Source organism: Streptomyces fodineus, assembly GCF_001735805.1.
Classification (GTDB): Bacteria; Actinomycetota; Actinomycetes; order Streptomycetales; family Streptomycetaceae; genus Streptomyces; species Streptomyces fodineus.
In genome coordinates this window covers 1,362,370-1,379,313 of record NZ_CP017248.1, presented here as the reverse complement: position 1 = coordinate 1,379,313, position 16,944 = coordinate 1,362,370, and the positions used below count along the sequence as shown (strand labels likewise).

14 protein-coding genes are annotated in these 16,944 nt (G+C 74.2%); 13 read left to right on the top strand and 1 reads right to left on the bottom strand.

Annotated elements, in window-relative coordinates:
- Positions 1-13: 13 nt before the first annotated feature.
- Positions 14-1,060: a protein kinase domain-containing protein gene (locus BFF78_RS05720; protein ID WP_079161161.1), complete on the bottom strand. Its 1,047-nt coding sequence runs from the start codon at positions 1,058-1,060 to the stop codon at positions 14-16.
- Positions 1,061-1,195: 135 nt separating this feature from the next.
- On the opposite strand from BFF78_RS05720, the gene BFF78_RS05715 reads away from it, so the two are divergent.
- From BFF78_RS05715 to BFF78_RS05655, 13 genes are all read left to right on the top strand, one after another.
- Positions 1,196-2,047, top strand: a complete 852-nt coding sequence (locus BFF78_RS05715) for a CHAT domain-containing protein (protein ID WP_069777261.1) — start codon at positions 1,196-1,198, stop codon at positions 2,045-2,047.
- Positions 2,044-2,682, top strand: coding sequence for a hypothetical protein (locus BFF78_RS05710; protein WP_069777260.1), 639 nt, complete (start codon positions 2,044-2,046; stop codon positions 2,680-2,682). Before BFF78_RS05715 ends, BFF78_RS05710 begins: the two co-directional genes overlap by 4 nt.
- Position 2,683: 1 nt before the next feature.
- Positions 2,684-3,697 carry a HesA/MoeB/ThiF family protein gene (locus BFF78_RS05705; protein WP_069777259.1) on the top strand — a complete coding sequence of 338 codons (1,014 nt, stop codon included), beginning with the start codon at positions 2,684-2,686 and terminating at the stop codon, positions 3,695-3,697.
- Positions 3,694-5,193, top strand: a complete 1,500-nt coding sequence (locus BFF78_RS05700; protein WP_069777258.1) for an effector-associated domain EAD1-containing protein — start codon at positions 3,694-3,696, stop codon at positions 5,191-5,193. Before BFF78_RS05705 ends, BFF78_RS05700 begins: the two co-directional genes overlap by 4 nt.
- Entirely contained in the window at positions 5,186-6,277 is a 1,092-nt protein-coding gene (locus BFF78_RS05695) for a JAB N-terminal domain-containing protein (protein ID WP_069777257.1), read from the top strand. Before BFF78_RS05700 ends, BFF78_RS05695 begins: the two co-directional genes overlap by 8 nt.
- A gap of 39 nt (positions 6,278-6,316) precedes the next feature.
- On the top strand, positions 6,317-7,096 hold the full coding sequence (locus BFF78_RS05690) for a hypothetical protein (protein ID WP_227026114.1): 780 nt from the start codon (positions 6,317-6,319) through the stop codon (positions 7,094-7,096).
- A 94-nt stretch (positions 7,097-7,190) separates the two neighbouring features.
- On the top strand, positions 7,191-9,107 hold the full coding sequence (locus BFF78_RS05685; RefSeq protein WP_069777255.1) for an ATP-binding protein: 1,917 nt from the start codon (positions 7,191-7,193) through the stop codon (positions 9,105-9,107).
- A 39-nt stretch (positions 9,108-9,146) separates the two neighbouring features.
- The gene (locus BFF78_RS05680) at positions 9,147-10,352 is read left to right on the top strand and encodes an AAA family ATPase (RefSeq protein ID WP_069777254.1); all 1,206 of its coding nucleotides are present in this window, start codon (positions 9,147-9,149) and stop codon (positions 10,350-10,352) included.
- Between the two features lie 30 nt (positions 10,353-10,382).
- A complete protein-coding gene (locus BFF78_RS05675) occupies positions 10,383-11,177 on the top strand; it encodes a hypothetical protein (protein WP_069777253.1) in 795 nt (264 codons plus the stop codon).
- Between the two features lie 3 nt (positions 11,178-11,180).
- Positions 11,181-11,447, top strand: coding sequence for a hypothetical protein (locus BFF78_RS05670; RefSeq protein ID WP_069777252.1), 267 nt, complete (start codon positions 11,181-11,183; stop codon positions 11,445-11,447).
- Positions 11,444-12,118: a soluble NSF attachment family protein gene (locus tag BFF78_RS05665; protein WP_069777251.1), complete on the top strand. Its 675-nt coding sequence runs from the start codon at positions 11,444-11,446 to the stop codon at positions 12,116-12,118. The genes BFF78_RS05670 and BFF78_RS05665 overlap by 4 nt, the downstream gene beginning before the upstream one ends.
- A 37-nt stretch (positions 12,119-12,155) precedes the next feature.
- Entirely contained in the window at positions 12,156-13,778 is a 1,623-nt protein-coding gene (locus BFF78_RS44605; RefSeq protein ID WP_069777250.1) for a hypothetical protein, read from the top strand.
- On the top strand, positions 13,775-16,942 hold the full coding sequence (locus BFF78_RS05655) for a WD40 repeat domain-containing protein (protein ID WP_069777249.1): 3,168 nt from the start codon (positions 13,775-13,777) through the stop codon (positions 16,940-16,942). Before BFF78_RS44605 ends, BFF78_RS05655 begins: the two co-directional genes overlap by 4 nt.
- Positions 16,943-16,944 lie beyond the last annotated feature (2 nt).

Here is a 16,944-nt window from a genome sequence, read left to right as displayed (position 1 = left end):
GTCACTCCTCCGGTCAGGCCAGCGCCAGGACGAGGGCGATCAGCACGCCGAGGATCGTGACGCCCACGGCGAAGGACAGGACGGCGAACCGCCGGACGTCGACGGGCAGGACCTTGCGGCTGCCCGGGGGGCGGGCCGGCGGCTGCGGATACGACGGTCTGCGCTGCTGCTGCTGGTGGAAGGCCTGCTGCCGGGCGCGCAGTTCACGGAAGTGCTGGCGGGCCTGCTGTTCGAGCTCGGAGACACTGGGCGGGCGCTGGAAGTCGGAGGTGTCCGTGAATCCCGGCTGGGTGCCGCGGCGCAGCCGGAGCGTGTACGCGCTCACGCGTTGGCGCGCCTCGTCGGTGAAGACCCCCTCCAGCAGGTTGCGCAGGCTGGAGTCGAGCCAGCGCACCCGGTCGCGCATGTCCGCCGCGCCGGTGGCCTCCTCTCCGGTGGCGAGATGGAAGATGACCGCGCCGGCGGAGTACACGTCGTCCCGGCAGTCGGCCCGGCCCTGGCCCTTGGCCTGCTCCGGGGACCGCCACGGGTCGGCGCCGGCCGTCCCGCCGCGTGGCTCGCCCTCGTCCACCGTGAGACCGAAGTCGGCCAGCTGCACCGTGGTCCCGTCCCACCACAGGGTCTCGGGCCGGATGTCCCGGTGCACCAGACGCAGGTCCCCGAGGTGCCGCAGTACCGCGAGGATGCCGTCCACGACGGCCCACAACTGGCCCGCGGCGAGGGGTAACCGGTCGCCCATCTCGGACAGCGGCCGGCCGCGCCGGGTGGCGACCAGGAAGGGCGCCCGGCCGTCCGGACGGTAGCCGATGATGCGGCTCAGCTCGGGCGGATAGCCGAGGACGCCGAGCCGGCGCACCAGCACGTCGGCCGTCCTGATGGTCCGTTCCAGCTCCCGGCGCGCCGCGTCGCTGTGGGCGATGCGCTGGACGACATGCTCCCCGCCGCCGTGCACCAGCAGACCGCGGCGCTCCCGGAATCCGTCCCGGGCACTGACTCCCTGCTGATCAAAATCGATCTCGAAGATCGATTTTCCGGCATCGCGGCCACCACAGGTGATCATTTCCAGATGCTCGATCAAACCCGCCCCCGATAAGTGTGCTGCGGAATCCGAAACTACACCCACAGAGCGTCACTGCGCGTACCCTTCTCACCAACGGCCTGGGAAGCAACGGTAGTTGGCTCGGGGGACGCACACATGGCCAGTCCGACGTGGACACAACTGCGCGATGCCGGCGCATTCGAAACACTGGGCGAATTATTTCCGGACGTACTCAGCAGTCACGCATTTCTCGAGGACATCGGAATCAGCCCCGCCCTGCTGCCGCCGTTCGCCCCGCCCCTGCCCGCCGCCTCCTGGTGGCGCACGGTGTGCCGGACCGTGGACCAGGGCCGCTTCAGGGACGTCACGCTCGGCGGCCTCGTCGACGCGGTGGCCGCCCAGTACCCCGGGCACGCCGGCCTCGCCGCGCTCACCGGCCGGGGCGCGGCCACCGCACTGCGGGTGCTGTGCCTGATGTCCGCGCCGCTGGACGAGGCCAGGCTGCGGCTGGGCGCCGAGCAGCGCGTCATCCGGGAGGCGGCGGACCGCTCCGCGGGCCGGCTGACGGTGGTGGTCCAGCCGGCGGCCCGGGTGTCCGACGTCCTGCCCCGGCTCCAGGCGGTACGGCCGCACGTCGTGCACTTCGCCGGACACGGCACGCGAGGCGGGCGGCTGCTCCTCGAGGACGAGACGGGCACCTCCGCGCCGGTCCCGGTGGACGTCCTGGCCGAGGTGCTCGCCCTGCACGGGCCGCTCGACTGCGTCGTCCTCAACTCCTGCTGGGGGAGGTTCGCGACCTCCCTGCTCGGCTGCGCCGGCACCGTCGTCGGCACCCACGGAGAGCTCGGTGACGCCGCCGCGCTCGCCTTCGCCAAGGGCTTCTACGACTCCCTGGCCCACTCCGGCCTCATCGACCGGGCGTTCGAGGCCGGCCGCGCGGCCCTCGCTCTGGAGGGTCACACATCGGACGGGGTCTTCCAGCTCTCCCGAAGGGGCCACGCCGCATGACGACCCCCGACACGCCCACCGCGACCTCCGCCCCGGCCGGCGTCGTCAGCGCCTTCGAGCGCGGGCTGCAGCGCGGCGACAACCCGCAGGTGGCCGGCGCCGACGGACCGGCCTCCACCACCCTGGACTCGCGCTGGCTCGGCACCTGGCGCAGGCCCGGCTCCCGGCGCCGCGCCCCCTGCCGGGTGTGCGGCCACACCTTCCGGCTGGACGACACCGTGTATCTGCGCCACGCCGAGGACGGCAAGCTGGCCGACGTCACCCACCACCTGCGCAACCTGCCGTGCAGCGGCCAGGCCCCGCCCGCCGACCCGCCCGACCCGGGGGCACAGGCGGCCTTCTTCCGCGGCGTCGACAACACCGACCCCCGGCCGGACACCCTGCACACCGTGCGGCTGATGCCGGACGACCCGGTGCTCGGCCACCCGAGGCAGCGCAACGCCTGCTTCGTGTGCACCCACACCTTCCGGCTGTTCGAGACCGTGGTCGTCTGCCCCTGCTCGCCCGAGAAGCCCGGCTGCCGCAAGGCCGTCCACCAGGACCCGGCGCGCGGACTCGGCTGCTTCGAGCAGTGGCGCAGCGAACTGACCGTCCAGCAGTGCCCGATGAACTTCCGCACGCTGAGGCGGAACTGACATGGGGCGCTACGACCGGCACGCCCTCATCACCGGCTGGGACCAGCAGCGGCTGGCCGCGGCCACCGTCGTGGTGTGCGGAGTGGGCGCCCTGGGCAGCCAGTTGGCGCAGGCGCTCGCCCTGGCCGGGGTCGGCCGGCTGGTGCTGTGCGACCCCGACGACGTCTCGGAGTCCAACCTCAGCCGCGCCCCGCTGTTCCGCGCCGCCGACATCGGCCGGCCCAAGGCACCCACCGCGGCCCGCCGGCTCGCCGAACTGTCCCCGGTGACCCGGGCCGAGGCCCGGACCTCCCCCCTGGTCAGCGGGGTGGGCCTGGCGGAACTGCGGGACGCCTCGCTGGTCGTCAGCTGCCTGGACAGCCTCGCCGCCCGGCTCCAGCTCGCCGGCCGCTGCCTCCTGGTCGGCGCGCCGCTGCTGGACGGCGGCACCAGCGCCTGGGGCGGCGAGATACGGCTGTACGAGCCGGCCGGGCCCTGCTTCGGCTGCGGCCTCAACCCCCGCGACCGCGCCGCCCAGGACGACCCGTGGGCCTGCGCCGACGCCGTCGTACCCGAGGCCGGCGCCTCGGCACCCGTCTCCGCGCTGATCGGCTCCTGGCTGGCGGTGACCGCGGTCCGCCTGCTGTGCGGCGCGCCCACCAGCCCCGGCGTGATCCGGGTGGACGCCGCCGGCGGTACGGCGACCCCGGTCACCGTGCGCCGCGACCCCGACTGCCCGCTGCACAGCCGTATCCCCGCCGAGCTGGTGGCTCCCGTTCCGGACACGGTGCTGTCCACCCCGGCCGAACTGACCGACCATCTGGCCCCCGAGGAGACCGTGATGACCTGGGCGCCGCTGCCCGGCTCCACGCCCACCCGCGAGTCCACCCGGCTCGCCGACGCGCCCCCGGGCGCCCGGCTGGCCGATCTGGGGGTGGCCCCGCGCGAGATCCTGCCGGTCCTCTCGACCGGCCGCACCCGCGCAATCCGCTACCTGGAACTGGCCGAGGCCGGCGGGAAGGGAACGCCCCGATGACCTACGACACGGGCAAGCTGCCCACCGAGATCAAACGCGAGCTGGTCGACCTGCTGGCCGAGCTCTACCGCACCCAGAACCAGGCCGAGGAAGTCCTGGAGGACATGGACTTCCCGCCGCAGGCCCGGCCCCGCTGGGACGCGGGCCAGGAGGTCGTCGCCTACTGGCGGCAGGTGGTGCGCGCGCTGGAGCTGGGGGCCGTACAGCGCGACGGCGTCCAGCAGTTGCTGGACACGGTGCTGCGCCGCTGGCCGGGCAACCAGGTCCTGCAGAAGATCCGCGCCTTCCTCGACGAGGAGGAGCGGGAGCAGGGCGCCGCCGCCGGGAATGCCGACACACTGTACCGGACGGTGGAGTTCGTCGGCAGCGAGGCCTATCCCGAACTGCTCAGGCTGGTGCGCGAGCTGATCGACGCCGACGCCGTCCAGCTGTACGCAGGCCACCGGCAGGCCGCCTTCCGGGTCGCCGCGATGCCCCCGGACCGGCTGGAGGAGCTGCGCGAGCGGGCCGCGCCCATCGCACCCGGCGTCGAGGTCCTCTACGGCGAGTACGACTTCCGCCCGACCCTGTACACCCGCCTGGAGGTCATGGGCCCCGACGGCCAGCAGTTCGAGATCCCCTACGTGCCCAACACGACCCTGCCGAGCGAACTCGTCCCGGCCGTCTGGGCGCAGTACCGGCCCGAGGTGGCCCAGGACGCCAACGGGCACCTGCTGCGCGCCGTCGTCGACTACCGCGACGAGGGCGGCGAGGCCCAACGACTCGACCCCGAACAGCCGCTGTACAACCAGGGCGTGCGCGACGGCGGCCGGCTGCAGATGTCCGCCGAGTCGACGGCCGGTGTCGACAGCTGGCTGCGCTTCGAGGCGCTGGCCCGGGCCCGCGACGACATCGTCGACTTCGCCGCCGAGCACGACGAGTTCACGCTCGTCTCCATGGACGACGACAAACTCCCCGTCGAGTACACGGCGCAGCTGCACGTCCCCGGCTTCGCCCCGCCCGACGACCTGGACTCCTGGCCGCTCGAACCACGCCGTATCGACCAGCACGAACTGGTCGTCTGGATGCCCTCCGAATTCCCCATCCAGGCCCCGCGGGTGCGCTGGCGCTCGGATGTGTTCCATCCGAACATCGCCCGCGACGAGGACCGCAAGGGCGCGGTCTGCCTCGGCCCGCTGATGACGGACTACACCCCGGACCTCAGCATGTACTCCCTGTGCCAGATGCTCATCGACATGGCGCGCTACCGCAACTACGAGATCCTGCCGCACGACTACAAGATGGCCATGGACTTCGACAGCCTCGTACAGGACATCATCGAGCGCGGCGGATACCTCGACGGGGACGCCGCCGCCTGGGCGTTCTCCTGGGAGGGCCAGGAGCGCATCAAGGAGATCGGCGGCACCACCTGGCTGGCCCGGGCGGGCCTGACCGAACGGGCCGACCGCTCCCGGTTCCTTCAGCTCCAGCGTGTGGAGGCGACCCCGGATGAGTGAGGAGAACCGCGCCGGCGCGGCCACGGTGCTGCTCTACAAGGGCGCCTCCTTCGACCTGGTGGGCAAGATGACCCTCTCCTCGCTGATGGTCGAGGCACTGCGCCGGGACCTGCCCGGCGGCGAGCCGGAGGAGCCGCTGATCATGCATCTGCGGTACGTGCGCAGGCCCGATCCCCGGCTGGTGGACGGCCCGCGCACGATCCACAACCTGCGCAGCCAGATCGGCCGGCTCGGGGTGATCGTCTCCCAGGGCGGAGAGACCCTCATCGACCGCGAGTACCCGGTGCGCGAGCTGCTCGGCCCGGTCCTGCAGCACGTGGTGCAGCAACTCGACCCCGACGAGAGCGTGTGGGGCTTCTGCATCGACCACCCCTCGCTCAGCGGACTGGCCCTCGGCCGCTCGACCCCCGAGGTCGAGGGCACCATGGACCTCAACCTCCGTGAGAGCAGGCGCAGTTTCACCGTCCGCAAGGTGGCCGAACCGCCGGTGCCCGGGGTCGACCCGGCCGAGCTGGGCATCGACGCCGCCGGACTCGGCCAGGTGACGGTCCTGCTGTCCCGGGACATCCACGGCCATCTGCACGAGATGAAGCTCTCCCGCAGACTGGAGGAGGGCGGCTTCCTGCTCGGCAAGGTGCTGCGCGTCCTCGACCCGGACCGTTCCGGGCAGGCGGGCGACGAGGGCGAGGCCCCCGCCGACCGCTATCTGGTGGAGATCAACGAGGTCACCCCGGCCGAGCACTCGGGCGCCGGAGCGCTGCACTTCACCTTCACCGGGGACTCCTTCCGCGAGGTGAACCAGCGCATCACCGCCTCCGGGCAGGACCGGCAGCTGATGGGCTGGTACCACACCCATCTGTTCTCGGGGAACGAGTCGGGTCTGTCGAGCATCGACGTCGACCTGCACCTCGGCACGTTCCAGCAGCCCTGGCAGGTGGCCGGACTGATCAATCTCAGCGGCGACGACCGGCTGCTGCGTTTCTACGCACGCTCCGGTGACTCGGTGCGCGAATGCGGACAGTGGGTGAAAGATGACCGCGGTCGATACCGCCTTGCGCGTGCTGTTGTGGGCGACGGCCGCTGACCCCGGGGCGGCGCTGCATCCGGCGCCCCCGAGGGGGAGCTGACGCATCCTCAGGAACTGGCGGCGCCGCCGCCCGACATTACCGCGGCCGTCGTCCGGCTGGCGGCCCGGACCGCGGCCCGGCTGCGGCTGGACACCCTGGCCTCCCGCGAACGACGGCCGGTCGGGGCCGGAGCCCTGCTGCTGGCCGCCGCGGTCGGCGGCCGGACGCAGGCCCACCTGGCGGCCGAGACGGTCCGCGCCGTACCGCCCGCCCGCTCGCTGTGGGACGTCCTCGCCCACCACGCGGTGGTCGCGCCCGCACTGCCGCACATCGGTGACCCGGCACTGGCCGGCCGGCTGCGCGCCGCCTCACCGCTCACCGGACTGCTCGACCGCCCCGACCCGGTCGGCGAGACGAACGCCGAACTCCTCCTGGAAGACGTGTTGCTGACCCACCCCCAGGGCCGCCGCCTGATCACCGCCGTCTACTGCGAGGCCCCCGCCTCCCCGGCGCAGGCCCTGTGGCGCGGCCGGCTGCTCGACCAGCTCCGGATGAGCGAGCGGGAACTGGTGATCGACGTGTACGAGGCCGCACTGCTGCGCCACACGGAGGCGCACCTGTCGCTGATACGCCGGGCCCGCATCGGCCTGACCGCGCCGCCCGACCTGTCCGCGGCCCGCCCGGTCGCCTGCTGGTGGTCCGCCCTCGCCCGCCTGGAACGCTCACACCGGCGCCTGCTGCGCTCCCGCTCCGGCATCGGCACCGCGTATCTGGCGGGTGTGCGTCTGTACCGGCAGGTGGAGCGGCTGGAGGCGAGTGGGGGGAGTGCCGTATGACCGCGTCCGTGTGGTGTGTGCCGGTGGGCGCCGGCTTGGTGCTCGCTCTGTACCGGCAGGTGAAGCGGTTGGAAGCGAGTGGGGGGAGTCCCGTATGACCACGTCCGTGCGCCGTATCTCCGTCGTCGCCCCGGACGAGGCGTGGCTGGCGGCGCTGCGGCGGCAGCCGCCGCACATCACCGTCGAACAGGCCCTGGCCTCGGGGCCGTACCTGCTGACCCTCCCGCTGCCGCCGGGCTGGAACCTGCTGAGCTGGGAGACCGTTTCACCGGAGCTGCTGCTCCAGACCGAGCTGCCGCACGGCACTCCGCTCTACGCACCGGCGTACGCGTCGACCGTGCCCGCGCAGCCCGACCTGACCAAGCGGCCGGGCCCGGACGGTACCGGCGAGCCGCACCGGGAGCAGGCCCCGCCCGAGACACCCGTGTACCGGCACCCGCAGCCGGCGGACCTCCACGAGGACCAGGCCACCGTCCTCGCCTACGGCCGTGACATCGCCCAGGTCGCCTCGCTGCTGCGCGCCCGGTTGTCCGTGCTGGTCGTCGCGGAGAAGCCGGTGGTGCCGCACCTGTGGCGGGAGATGGCCTCCCGGGCGGGACTGCGCGCGGAGGTGCTGGAGGAGCCCCCCGAGAACGACGACGACGGCGAGCCGGAGGAGCAGCCGCGGCCCGGTGACCCGCTCGTCCCGGTGCAGCAGAACCCCCGCCAGCGCCTGCTGGCCCGGCTGCGCGAGCTGGTGCGCGGACTCAACGACGACACCGTGCTCGTCGTACAGCACCTCGATCTGCTCGCCGGCGGCGCCGACGGACAGCTCTCGCCGGAGGCCAGGGAGGTGACCGAGCTGCTGCACGGGGCGCCCGAGCGGGTGATGCTCGCCTTCGCCGCGCCCTCCCTGTCGGTGCCCGAGGTGCTGGCCGAGCGGTTCAGCACCCGCGTCACGATCACCGGTGTCCCGCGCACCGTCTGGTTCCGTGACGACCAGGAGGAACAGCCGCTCGGCCGGGCCCTGGTGACGGTGCGCGAGGCGGAGCGCTTCGACCGGTACGACCCCATCGAGTTCTACAAGCACGTCGCCGGCATGAACCCGGTGCTGCTGCGCCAGGCCATGCGCTACGCCGTGAGCGTCCACAAGGACCACCCGGCGCCGGTCGCCCGCGACCTGTACTCCACGATCCGGGCGTTCAAGGCCCAGATGTCGAGCAACTTCGAGGTGCCGGACGTCGGTTTCGACGACATCGCCGGCTACGACGAGGTGAAGGCCCACATCCAGCGGGCCATCGACATCGTGATGGGCCACCACCGGCTGCCTCCGGAGCACGACCACCTGCGCACCAAGCTGATCCCGCGCGGCTTCATCTTCCACGGCCCGCCCGGCACCGGTAAGACCCTGTTCGCGAAGGCGATCGCCAACCGGATGAACGCCACCATCCTCGTGGTGTCCGGCCCGGAGGTCATGGGCACCTACGTCGGCGAGAGCGAGCGCAACGTCCGGGAGATCTTCGCCGAGGCGCGCCGCAACGCCCCCTCGGTGGTGGTCTTCGACGAGTTCGACTCCATCGCCTCGCGCCGCTCGGAGCACTCCGACGGCGGCACCCGGGCCGGCAACGCCGTGGTCGCCCAGATCCTCACCGAGATGGACGGCTTCCGGCCGGAGGTGCCGACCCTGGTGATCGGCACCACCAACCGGCTCAACCTGATCGACGAGGCGCTGCTGCGGCCGAGCCGCTTCGAGAGCATCGCCATCGACCTGCCCAACGACGAGGCCCGGCTGAAGATGATCAGCCTGCACGCGGCGAAGTTCGGCATCGACGTCAGCGGCGGCGTCGACGAGCTGATCGCGTCGGCGCTGCGCGGCCGCAACGGCGACGACATCCACTCGGTCTTCCGGGACGCCTTCGTCGCCGCCCACTTCCAGGATCCACCCGTGCCGCCCACCCCCGAGCAACTGGGCCAGATCGTCGGCCGGTTGCAGCGCAAGCGGCGCGAGCAGCGCCGGTCGGGAAGGCGCTGACACCGTGGCGGACACGAGGGACACACGACAGGAGGCGCGGTGAGCTGGGGCCAGGACACCGTAGACACCATCAGGGACCTGGAGTACGTGCGGCGGCGGCTCGACGGCGAGTTCGTCGGCCGCGACCGCGCCGTACGGCTGCTGCAGCTCGCCGTGGTCTGCCGGGAACACGCACTGCTGCTCGGCCCCACCGGCACCGCCAAGAGCGAGCTGATCTCCGCCCTCGCCCGGCACATCGAGGCCCGCCACTTCAGCTATCTGCTCACCCGGTTCACCGAGCCGTCGGAGATCTTCGGCGCGCTGGACTTCGAGCAGTTCCGGCAGGGCACGTACCAGGTGCGCACCGAGGGCATGCTGCCGAAGGCCGAACTCGTCTTCCTGGACGAGGTGTTCCAGGGCAGCAGCGCCATCCTCAACACCCTGCTCACCCTGCTCAACGAACGCCGCTACCACAACGGCGCCCGCGCCGAGATCGCCCCGCTGATCAGCCTGCTCGGCGCCACCAACGAGATCCCCGACGATCCCGGCCTGACCGCGTTCTCGGACCGCTTCCTGATCCGGCTCCAGGTCGAACCGGTCGGCGGCACCGATCTGGAGCGGCTGCTCCAGGTGGGCTGGGACCACGAGAGCCGCCGGTTCACCGCCGCCGTCCAGGCCGCCGAACAGGCCCGGGGCACCGACCCGCCCGCCCGCACCCGTACCGACCACACCTCGGGCACGGTCACCGTGGCACGGCTGGGCCGGCTCACCCTGCGGCTCAAGGACGTCGACCTGACCCCGGTCCTCGGCGAACACCGGGAACTGGTACGGCAGTTGCTGATCCAGGGCGTGCGGCTCTCGGACCGCCGGCTGGTGCGCAGCCTGAAACTGGTCGCCGGGTCCGCGCTGCTGCGCGAGTCGCGCACCGCCGAGCCCGTCGACCTGTGGCCGCTGGCCCACATCTGGACCGACCCGGCCGACCGCACCACGGTGGAGGAGGCCGTACAGGCCGTGGTGGAGAAGCACGGCGGGGAGCCGGCCCGGCGCCGCCGCCCCGACCACGAGATCCTGCTCGACGCCCGGGAGATCGGCGCCCCGCTGACCGCGGACCGGCGGCCCAGCGAGTGGAGCGTCGTCGAGGGGCTCCACAAACTCGCCGACCTGTCACGGGAGTTGAGGGAGCATCCACCCGTGAACACCCAGACCGAGGCAGAGCTGTCTCGTATCATTGCCGAAGTGAACGCCCTGCTCGACCAGTTCGAGTGAGAGCGGGAACACACGAGGGGGTACCCCAGCATGTGCAATCCCCGACGGGTCCGCGTCCGGGCCTCCAGCCGGCTCACCCGCATGTGGCAGGAAGAGCTGCGCCGCACCGGCCGGGCCAGCGCCGAGGTGGCCGGCCAGGCCACGCTGCGGGAGGAGTTCGGCACCCTGCTCGGCGCCCCGGCCCGCCGTGCCTTCGAGGACGCGCTCGGCGCCGACACGCGGTGGACCTGGCAGGACGGCACCTACCGGCTCGAGGTGGACGGCGGCACGATCGTCTACGACCTGGAGGACGGCTGGATCGAGATGACCGCCCGGCTCAGCGACGTCGTGACCGCAGAGGCCGAGGTGACCCGCACGCTCGGCGGCACGGTCGAGGTGAACGCCAGCGCCGAGCACTCCGAGCGGTACTTCGACGACAGCTGGGCGGGCCTGAGCAAGTCGGTGGCCGAGCGCACCGCCCGCGCCCAGGCCCAGGCGCAAGCCGACCGCGAGGCCGCGGAGCAGGCCGCCCGCCAGGAGGAACGGGAGCGGCTCGCCGGACAGCGCAGACTGGCCGGCCAGCGCGACGAGATCGACGCCGAGGCCCGCGCCGAGGCCGAACGCAGGGCCGCCGCCGAGGCCGAACGGCGCCGCGAGGAACTGGACCGGGACGCCGAGGCCCAGCTCCGCGAGGCGCGGACCGGCTTTCTGCGCCCGGTGCACGAGGTACTGGCCGTGGCCTACCGCGACGCCATCGTGGAGTACGCGCGCGCCCGCGGCGTACAGGAGATCCAGGTCGACGAGAGCGACGGCACGCTCAACATCCAGTTCGAGATGGAGGCCTGAGCGATGCGGGTCAGGGTCGACTTCCGGTACAACGCCGAGACGGGCGAGGTCGAGCTGTTCCAGGTGGACGACATCGGCCGCAGCACCCGGATCGAGGACCACGACGCCACCCACGACGAGATCGCCCACGCGATCGGCCGGGTGCTGGACCGCCGGCCCGGCGTGGCCGAGGTGGTACCCGACCGGGAGCGCGAGCCGCAAGTCTGGCTCCCCGAGACCGACGGGGGCACCCAGGAGAAGCGGCCCGAGCGAAGGCAAGCCCACGAATGACGAGACCGCCCGACCTCCTGGCGTCCGCCGCCCGCTGCTACGAGCTGACGGGCGACTACGCCCAGGCCGCCCGCTGCCACGACGAGGCGGGCCACCCGCTGAAGGCGGCCGAGCTGTGGGAGCACGCCGGCGACCCGGTGCGCGCCGCCGACCGCTGGCTGCGCGCCCGCCGGCCGGGCCGGGCCGCCGAATGCCTGCTGGCCGCACGCCGGTTCGAGGAGGCGGCCAAGGCCTACGAACAGGGCGGCGACCTGCTGAACGCCGGCTGGACCCTGGTCACCCGCACCCGGTCGTACGCCACCGCGGAGCACCTGTTCGCCCTCGCCGAGCCGCACACGGCGGGTGAGCGGCTACGGCGCCGCCTGGGCCGCCAGCTGGCCGCGGCCCGGGCATACGGGCAGAGCGCGGCCCTGCTGCGCACCCTGACGGACGTACCGGAGCGCATCGGCTCGCTCAAGCCGGCCAGGGAGCGGGCCAAGGTCGAACTGTGGGCGGTCACGGCGGCGGAGCACGTCCGCCGCCCGGACCTCGGCGCCCTGGTCTTCGCCGCCTCCTACCGGGCCGGCGTCACCGGCTGCGCCGACCGCTGGCAGCACTGGGCCGCCCGCACCCTCGGCGACACCACCGGCGTACCCGCCGCGGCCGCACCGCCGGGCCTGGCCGAGGGCTAGGCGAACCGCACCACCAGATCCAGACATCGGGGGATCCATGAGCTATCTGAGACCGCGCAAGAAGCGGACACTCCCGCCGGTCCGCCCGGCCGGACGCTTCACGGCGGTCCCCCTGACCCCGCAGGACGACCACACCATACCGCCCGCGCCGCCGGACGAACCCCCGGCCGCCGAGCCGGGGGAGCGGGGCGAACCGTCCGGCTGGTCGGCCGCGGTCCGCTTCCCGTCGCCCCGCGCCGCCCTGGGACATGCCGCCGCCACGGTGGAGCTGGGCCCGGCCGGCCTGCGCAGATCGCCGCACGACCTCTCCGTGTGGGCGCTGCTCACCCCCGGACACCAGCCGGGCCTGCCGCTGGCGGCCGGGTACGGCGGCCTGGTCTACGAGGCCGACGCCGACGGCCTGCTGTGGCCCGACCGGCCCGCCGGAAGCGCCCGGCGGGCCTTCGACCACCTGTCCACCGTCGCCGGATGGGAGCCGGTGTCCCTCGCCGAACTGGCCGCGCACAGCCCGGTGACCGGCCCGCCGCCCGGCCTGAAGGAGGTCGCCGTCCTCGCACCGGGCGCGCTGGGCCGCTGGCTGCTGCGCCGCTGCCTGGCCACCGGCGTGCAGACCACCTTCACGCTGGTCGAGCGGCGCGGCCCGGACGGCCGGCCGGACTCGGGCTGGCTGCTGCTGCGGCTGCGCGCCGGGGACGGCGCCGTACCCGCCGGGCTCGTCGAGGCCTGCGGCAGGCTGCCGGGCACCGTGGCCTGCCGGGCGGCCGACCCGGACTGCCGGGTGCTGGTCGACCTGCGGCTGCGACTGCCCCTGGACGACGCGGTCCTGCTGGACGACGTCCCGCCCGGACAGCACCTCGTCGTGGAGCGCGCCGTCGCCGGACCCCCCTGGCAGTGGCGGCCCCTGGGCGAACCCGCCGCGGGCGAACTCCTCTACGCGCCCCCGGCCTCGGGCACCCCCGCCCCCGTGCGCACCCCGGTGCCCGTGCCCGCCCTCGGGCCGCCGGTGCCGGTCCGCCTGGTGTCCAGCGCACGCGCCCCGCACCGGGTCGACGCCGTGCTGATCGCGGACGGCGAACTCGACGCGCTGCGCCGCTTCCTGCGCACCCGCCCGCTGCACGAGACCGCCGTGGTGGCCTTCGGCCCCGGACGCCACCTGCTGACCGAGCCGCCCGGACTGTGCCGGACCCTGCCCTTCGGCGTGCCCGTCTACCAGGCCGGACCGGGCGCCCTCTACCTGGAGAGCGGCTGTGTCCTCAACCCGCCGCTGCCGGACACCGCCCGCGACGAGGTCCTCGGCCTCGGCCCGGACGTCGTCACCGTGCTGTGCCGCGACGGCGCCTGGCGGCTGCGCCTGGCCGACGTACGGCCCGCCTGGCAGCTGTGGACGCCCGCGCCGCCCGCCTTCGCCGCCGGACTGTCCGAGTCCGCACGGGAGTTGCTGGACCGGCTCGCCGCCGTGATGCCCGAACCCGAGCCCGCCGCACCGGCCGCGCCCCGCACCCCGGAGGCCGAACGGCGGCGGCTGAACCAGGTCGCGATGGAACACTCCCTGCGCGGCGAGTACCGCAAGGCCGCCGAACTGCTGGAGCAGGCGGGCCACTTCCAGCGCGCGGCCCAGATGTACGAGCGGGCCGCGGCCGAGCTGGGCGAGGGCCTGTGAGCACACCCCCGGCCGGCGCCTGGAGCGCCCAGCACATCCTCACCGTGCCCGCGGCCGACGCCCGCTGCCTGTGCCTGTCGCCGGACGGCACCGGACTGGTCGTGGTGCACGGCGGTGAGGTCGTACGCCACGACGACGAGGGCCGCGTCGTATGGCGGCTGCCCTGGCCCGGCCCACCACCGGCGGCCGGCCGGCACCCGGGCACCGACGCGGCCGTGTGGACCCCCGACGGCGACCGGCTGTTCCTGCTCGGCGCGGGCCACCTGGTCCTCCTCGACGCCGACACCGGCGAGCCCGTGGAACTGCCCGCGGAGCTCCACACCGAGGGCGAGATCACGGCCCTCGCCCTCGCCCCCGACGCCCGGGTGCTGGCGGCGGGACTGCGTTCCGGCGACGTCCTGCTGCTGCAACGCGCCGAAGGCACGGTGACCCGGCTGCGCGGCGTCGACCCGGTGGTCGAGGTGTGCTGGCTCCCGGGCCGGCAGGACACCCTCTGCGTGGCCACGGCGACCTCCGCGCAGCTGTGGGAACCGCACGGCCGCACCATGACCGGCACCCTCGGCGGGCTCTTCGAGGGCCTGCGCCGGGTGGCGTGCTCCCCGGAGGGCCGGGCGATCGCCGTCGAGGACTACGCGGGGCTACGGCTGCTGGACCCGGGCTCCGGCCGGGAACTGCGGCGGGAGTTCGTGCCGTACCGCATGAACGCGCTGACCTTCAGCCACGACGGCTCCCTGCTGATCGCCGGATCCGAACTGGACGGACTGCGCATCCTCGGCCCGCGCCTGGACCTCCTCGGGCAGCTGCCGGGCCGGGTGACCGGACCCGGCGCGCTGAGCCTGTCGGCGAGCGGGCTGTTCGCCGCCCTGCTCGATGCGGACACGGCGGCGGTGTGGGAGCCGTCCGGAGCGGTACCGCGCCCGCACCGGCGCCGGGACCCGGCCGCGCTGCGCCGCTGGGCCAACGCGATGGGCGTCACCGTCGGCAAGGTCCACACCCGCACCGGGGAACGGCCCCCCGGGGTGCTGCGCGCCGTACGGCTGCCGGAGGCCGGACTCGGCTGTGTCGCACCGGCCCTCGTATGGTCCCCGGACGGCGCCCGGCACTGGTGCGAGTCCGGGCCGGGCCGCCTCCTCGAGTACGCCGCCGACGCCACACACCCCGACGGCGAGGCGCCCGTGCCGAGCTTCCCGCACGGCTGGTACGACGCCGCCTGCCTGGCCGGCGACCGCGCGGTCCTGGTGCTCGCCGCCCACTACGAACAGGGCGTCAACCGGCTGGTGGACCCGCGCGACGGCGGGGTGCTCGCCGAGCGGGTGGCCGGGCAGGCGGTCGCCGCCGACCCGGTGCGCCCGCTGCGCTGGGCGGCACCCGAACCCGGCGCGGACCCACGGCAGTTGCTGGTGCACGACCTGGCCCAGGACAGCGGCGGACCGCAACGGCTGCCCGTGGAGGACGGGGTGCGCCGGCCCGCCTGGTCCCCGGACGGCCGGCTGCTCGCGGCCGGCACCCGCGGCCGGGTGATCGTCTGGGGCACCGGACCCGCCGGCCGGTGCCGCCGGGTGCGGGTGCTCGACTGGCCCGACCGGCAGGCCCTGGTGTGCCGGGTGGCCTGGTCCCCGGACGGCAGCCGGCTCGCGGCCACACCGGGCAGCGCCGGCGGCCCGGTCGTGGTCTGGGACACCGCCACCTGGCAGCCGTGGCGGACGTTCGGCGAGGCCGGCGGACGGGACTGGGCACCGGCACTGTCCTGGTGCGCCGACTCCCGGCTGCTGGCGTTCGCGTCCGCCGACCAGGACTCGGTCGCGGAGGTCTGGGACGCCGAGGAGGCGCGCCGCATCCGGGTGCTCGTGCCGCCGGACGGGGTCGGCGGGCATCTGTGGACGCTGCGCTGGTCCCCGGTCGGCGACCAGCTCGCGGCCACCTACAACTCCGGGGCCGCGGTGCTGTGGGAGCTGTTCACCGGCGGCCCGCGCACCGCCGCCGCCCCGGTCCCGCCGAACGGCGAGGAGGAACTGGTACGGCTCGCCGTGCTCGCGGCCGTACACGGGTTCGGGGTGCCGCTGGACCTGCTGGCGGACGTCCTGGCGCTGCTGCGCGGCAGCACCCCGCCCCGGCTGCGCGCGCTGGCCGACCACCGCGGCCTGCACGCCCTGCGCGAACTGGGCTGGCCGGGCGCTGCCCTGGCGGGCCTGGCACTGCTGCTGGTCGCGGACCTGCCCGCCGACCCGGCGTACCTGGCCCCGCCCGAGGTCACCCAGGCCGACCTCGCCCAGGCCCTGGGCCGGGCGCTGACCGGCTCCTCCATCCCCGCCCGCCGATCCGTGCCCACCCTCACCGAACTCACCGCGGCACTGGGCACGGTGGACGACCGTCTGGTGGCGCTGCTGCGCATCCTCGGCCCCGAGGCGGTGGCCGCCGACCCCACCCTGCCGGCCCGGATGCGCCGGCTTCCGCTCTCCCTCACCCCGCCGGGGCCCGCCCAGCGCGCCCTGCTGGGCCTCAGACTGCTGGACGGCGACACCGGCCTCGCCATGGGCGGCGCGGGCGGCACCGGCCGCTCCGGGCTCGCCCGGCACGGCCCCGCCAACCGGCTGCTGCCGACCCAACTCGCCCTGCCCACCGAGCTGCTCAGGGCCAGGCACGCCCGGGACGAGCTGCTGTACCGCACCAGCAGCGGCCGGCTGCCGCGCGATCCGCACGGTCTGGTGCTGCTGCTGGACGACACACCCGCCACGCACGGCAAGGTCGGATCCGTGCTGCGGCTCGCGGCCCATCTGATGGCGGCCACCGTGCTCCGGCTGGGCCGCCCCTGTGCCCTGGTGCCGCTCGGCGAGCCGTGGCGGTCGCGGTTCCTCCAGGGCCCGGAGGACCTGGTCCATGTGTGGGCCGCCGGCCCGCTGACGGCGGGCGACGCGCCTTCGGCGTTCCGGGAGGCCGAGGTGGTGGCCGCCCGGCTCACCGCCGACCTGTCGGGGCCGCCCCGGATCGTGCTGCTGTCCCATCCGTACCTGCGGCCCGCGCCGCGCCCGGGACTGCGTGAACTGCGCGTGCACTACCCGCACATCCCGTGGCGGGAGCCCGCCCGGCACCGTCACGTACTGCCGCCGGAGCCCTCACCGGAGGAGCTGCGGGCGGTGCTGACGGCACTGCTGTCGGACGAGTGAAG

Bases quoted from the DNA above. Each gene is read 5' to 3' on its own strand.
- BFF78_RS05720 (WP_079161161.1), bottom strand. From the start codon at position 1,060: ATGATCACCTGTGGTGGCCGCGATGCCGGAAAATCGATCTTCGAGATC.
- BFF78_RS05715 (WP_069777261.1), top strand. From the start codon at position 1,196: ATGGCCAGTCCGACGTGGACACAACTGCGCGATGCCGGCGCATTCGAA.
- BFF78_RS05710 (WP_069777260.1), top strand. From the start codon at position 2,044: ATGACGACCCCCGACACGCCCACCGCGACCTCCGCCCCGGCCGGCGTC.
- BFF78_RS05705 (WP_069777259.1), top strand. From the start codon at position 2,684: ATGGGGCGCTACGACCGGCACGCCCTCATCACCGGCTGGGACCAGCAG.
- BFF78_RS05700 (WP_069777258.1), top strand. From the start codon at position 3,694: ATGACCTACGACACGGGCAAGCTGCCCACCGAGATCAAACGCGAGCTG.
- BFF78_RS05695 (WP_069777257.1), top strand. From the start codon at position 5,186: ATGAGTGAGGAGAACCGCGCCGGCGCGGCCACGGTGCTGCTCTACAAG.
- BFF78_RS05685 (WP_069777255.1), top strand. From the start codon at position 7,191: ATGACCACGTCCGTGCGCCGTATCTCCGTCGTCGCCCCGGACGAGGCG.
- BFF78_RS05675 (WP_069777253.1), top strand. From the start codon at position 10,383: ATGTGCAATCCCCGACGGGTCCGCGTCCGGGCCTCCAGCCGGCTCACC.
- BFF78_RS05670 (WP_069777252.1), top strand. From the start codon at position 11,181: ATGCGGGTCAGGGTCGACTTCCGGTACAACGCCGAGACGGGCGAGGTC.
- BFF78_RS05665 (WP_069777251.1), top strand. From the start codon at position 11,444: ATGACGAGACCGCCCGACCTCCTGGCGTCCGCCGCCCGCTGCTACGAG.
- BFF78_RS44605 (WP_069777250.1), top strand. From the start codon at position 12,156: ATGAGCTATCTGAGACCGCGCAAGAAGCGGACACTCCCGCCGGTCCGC.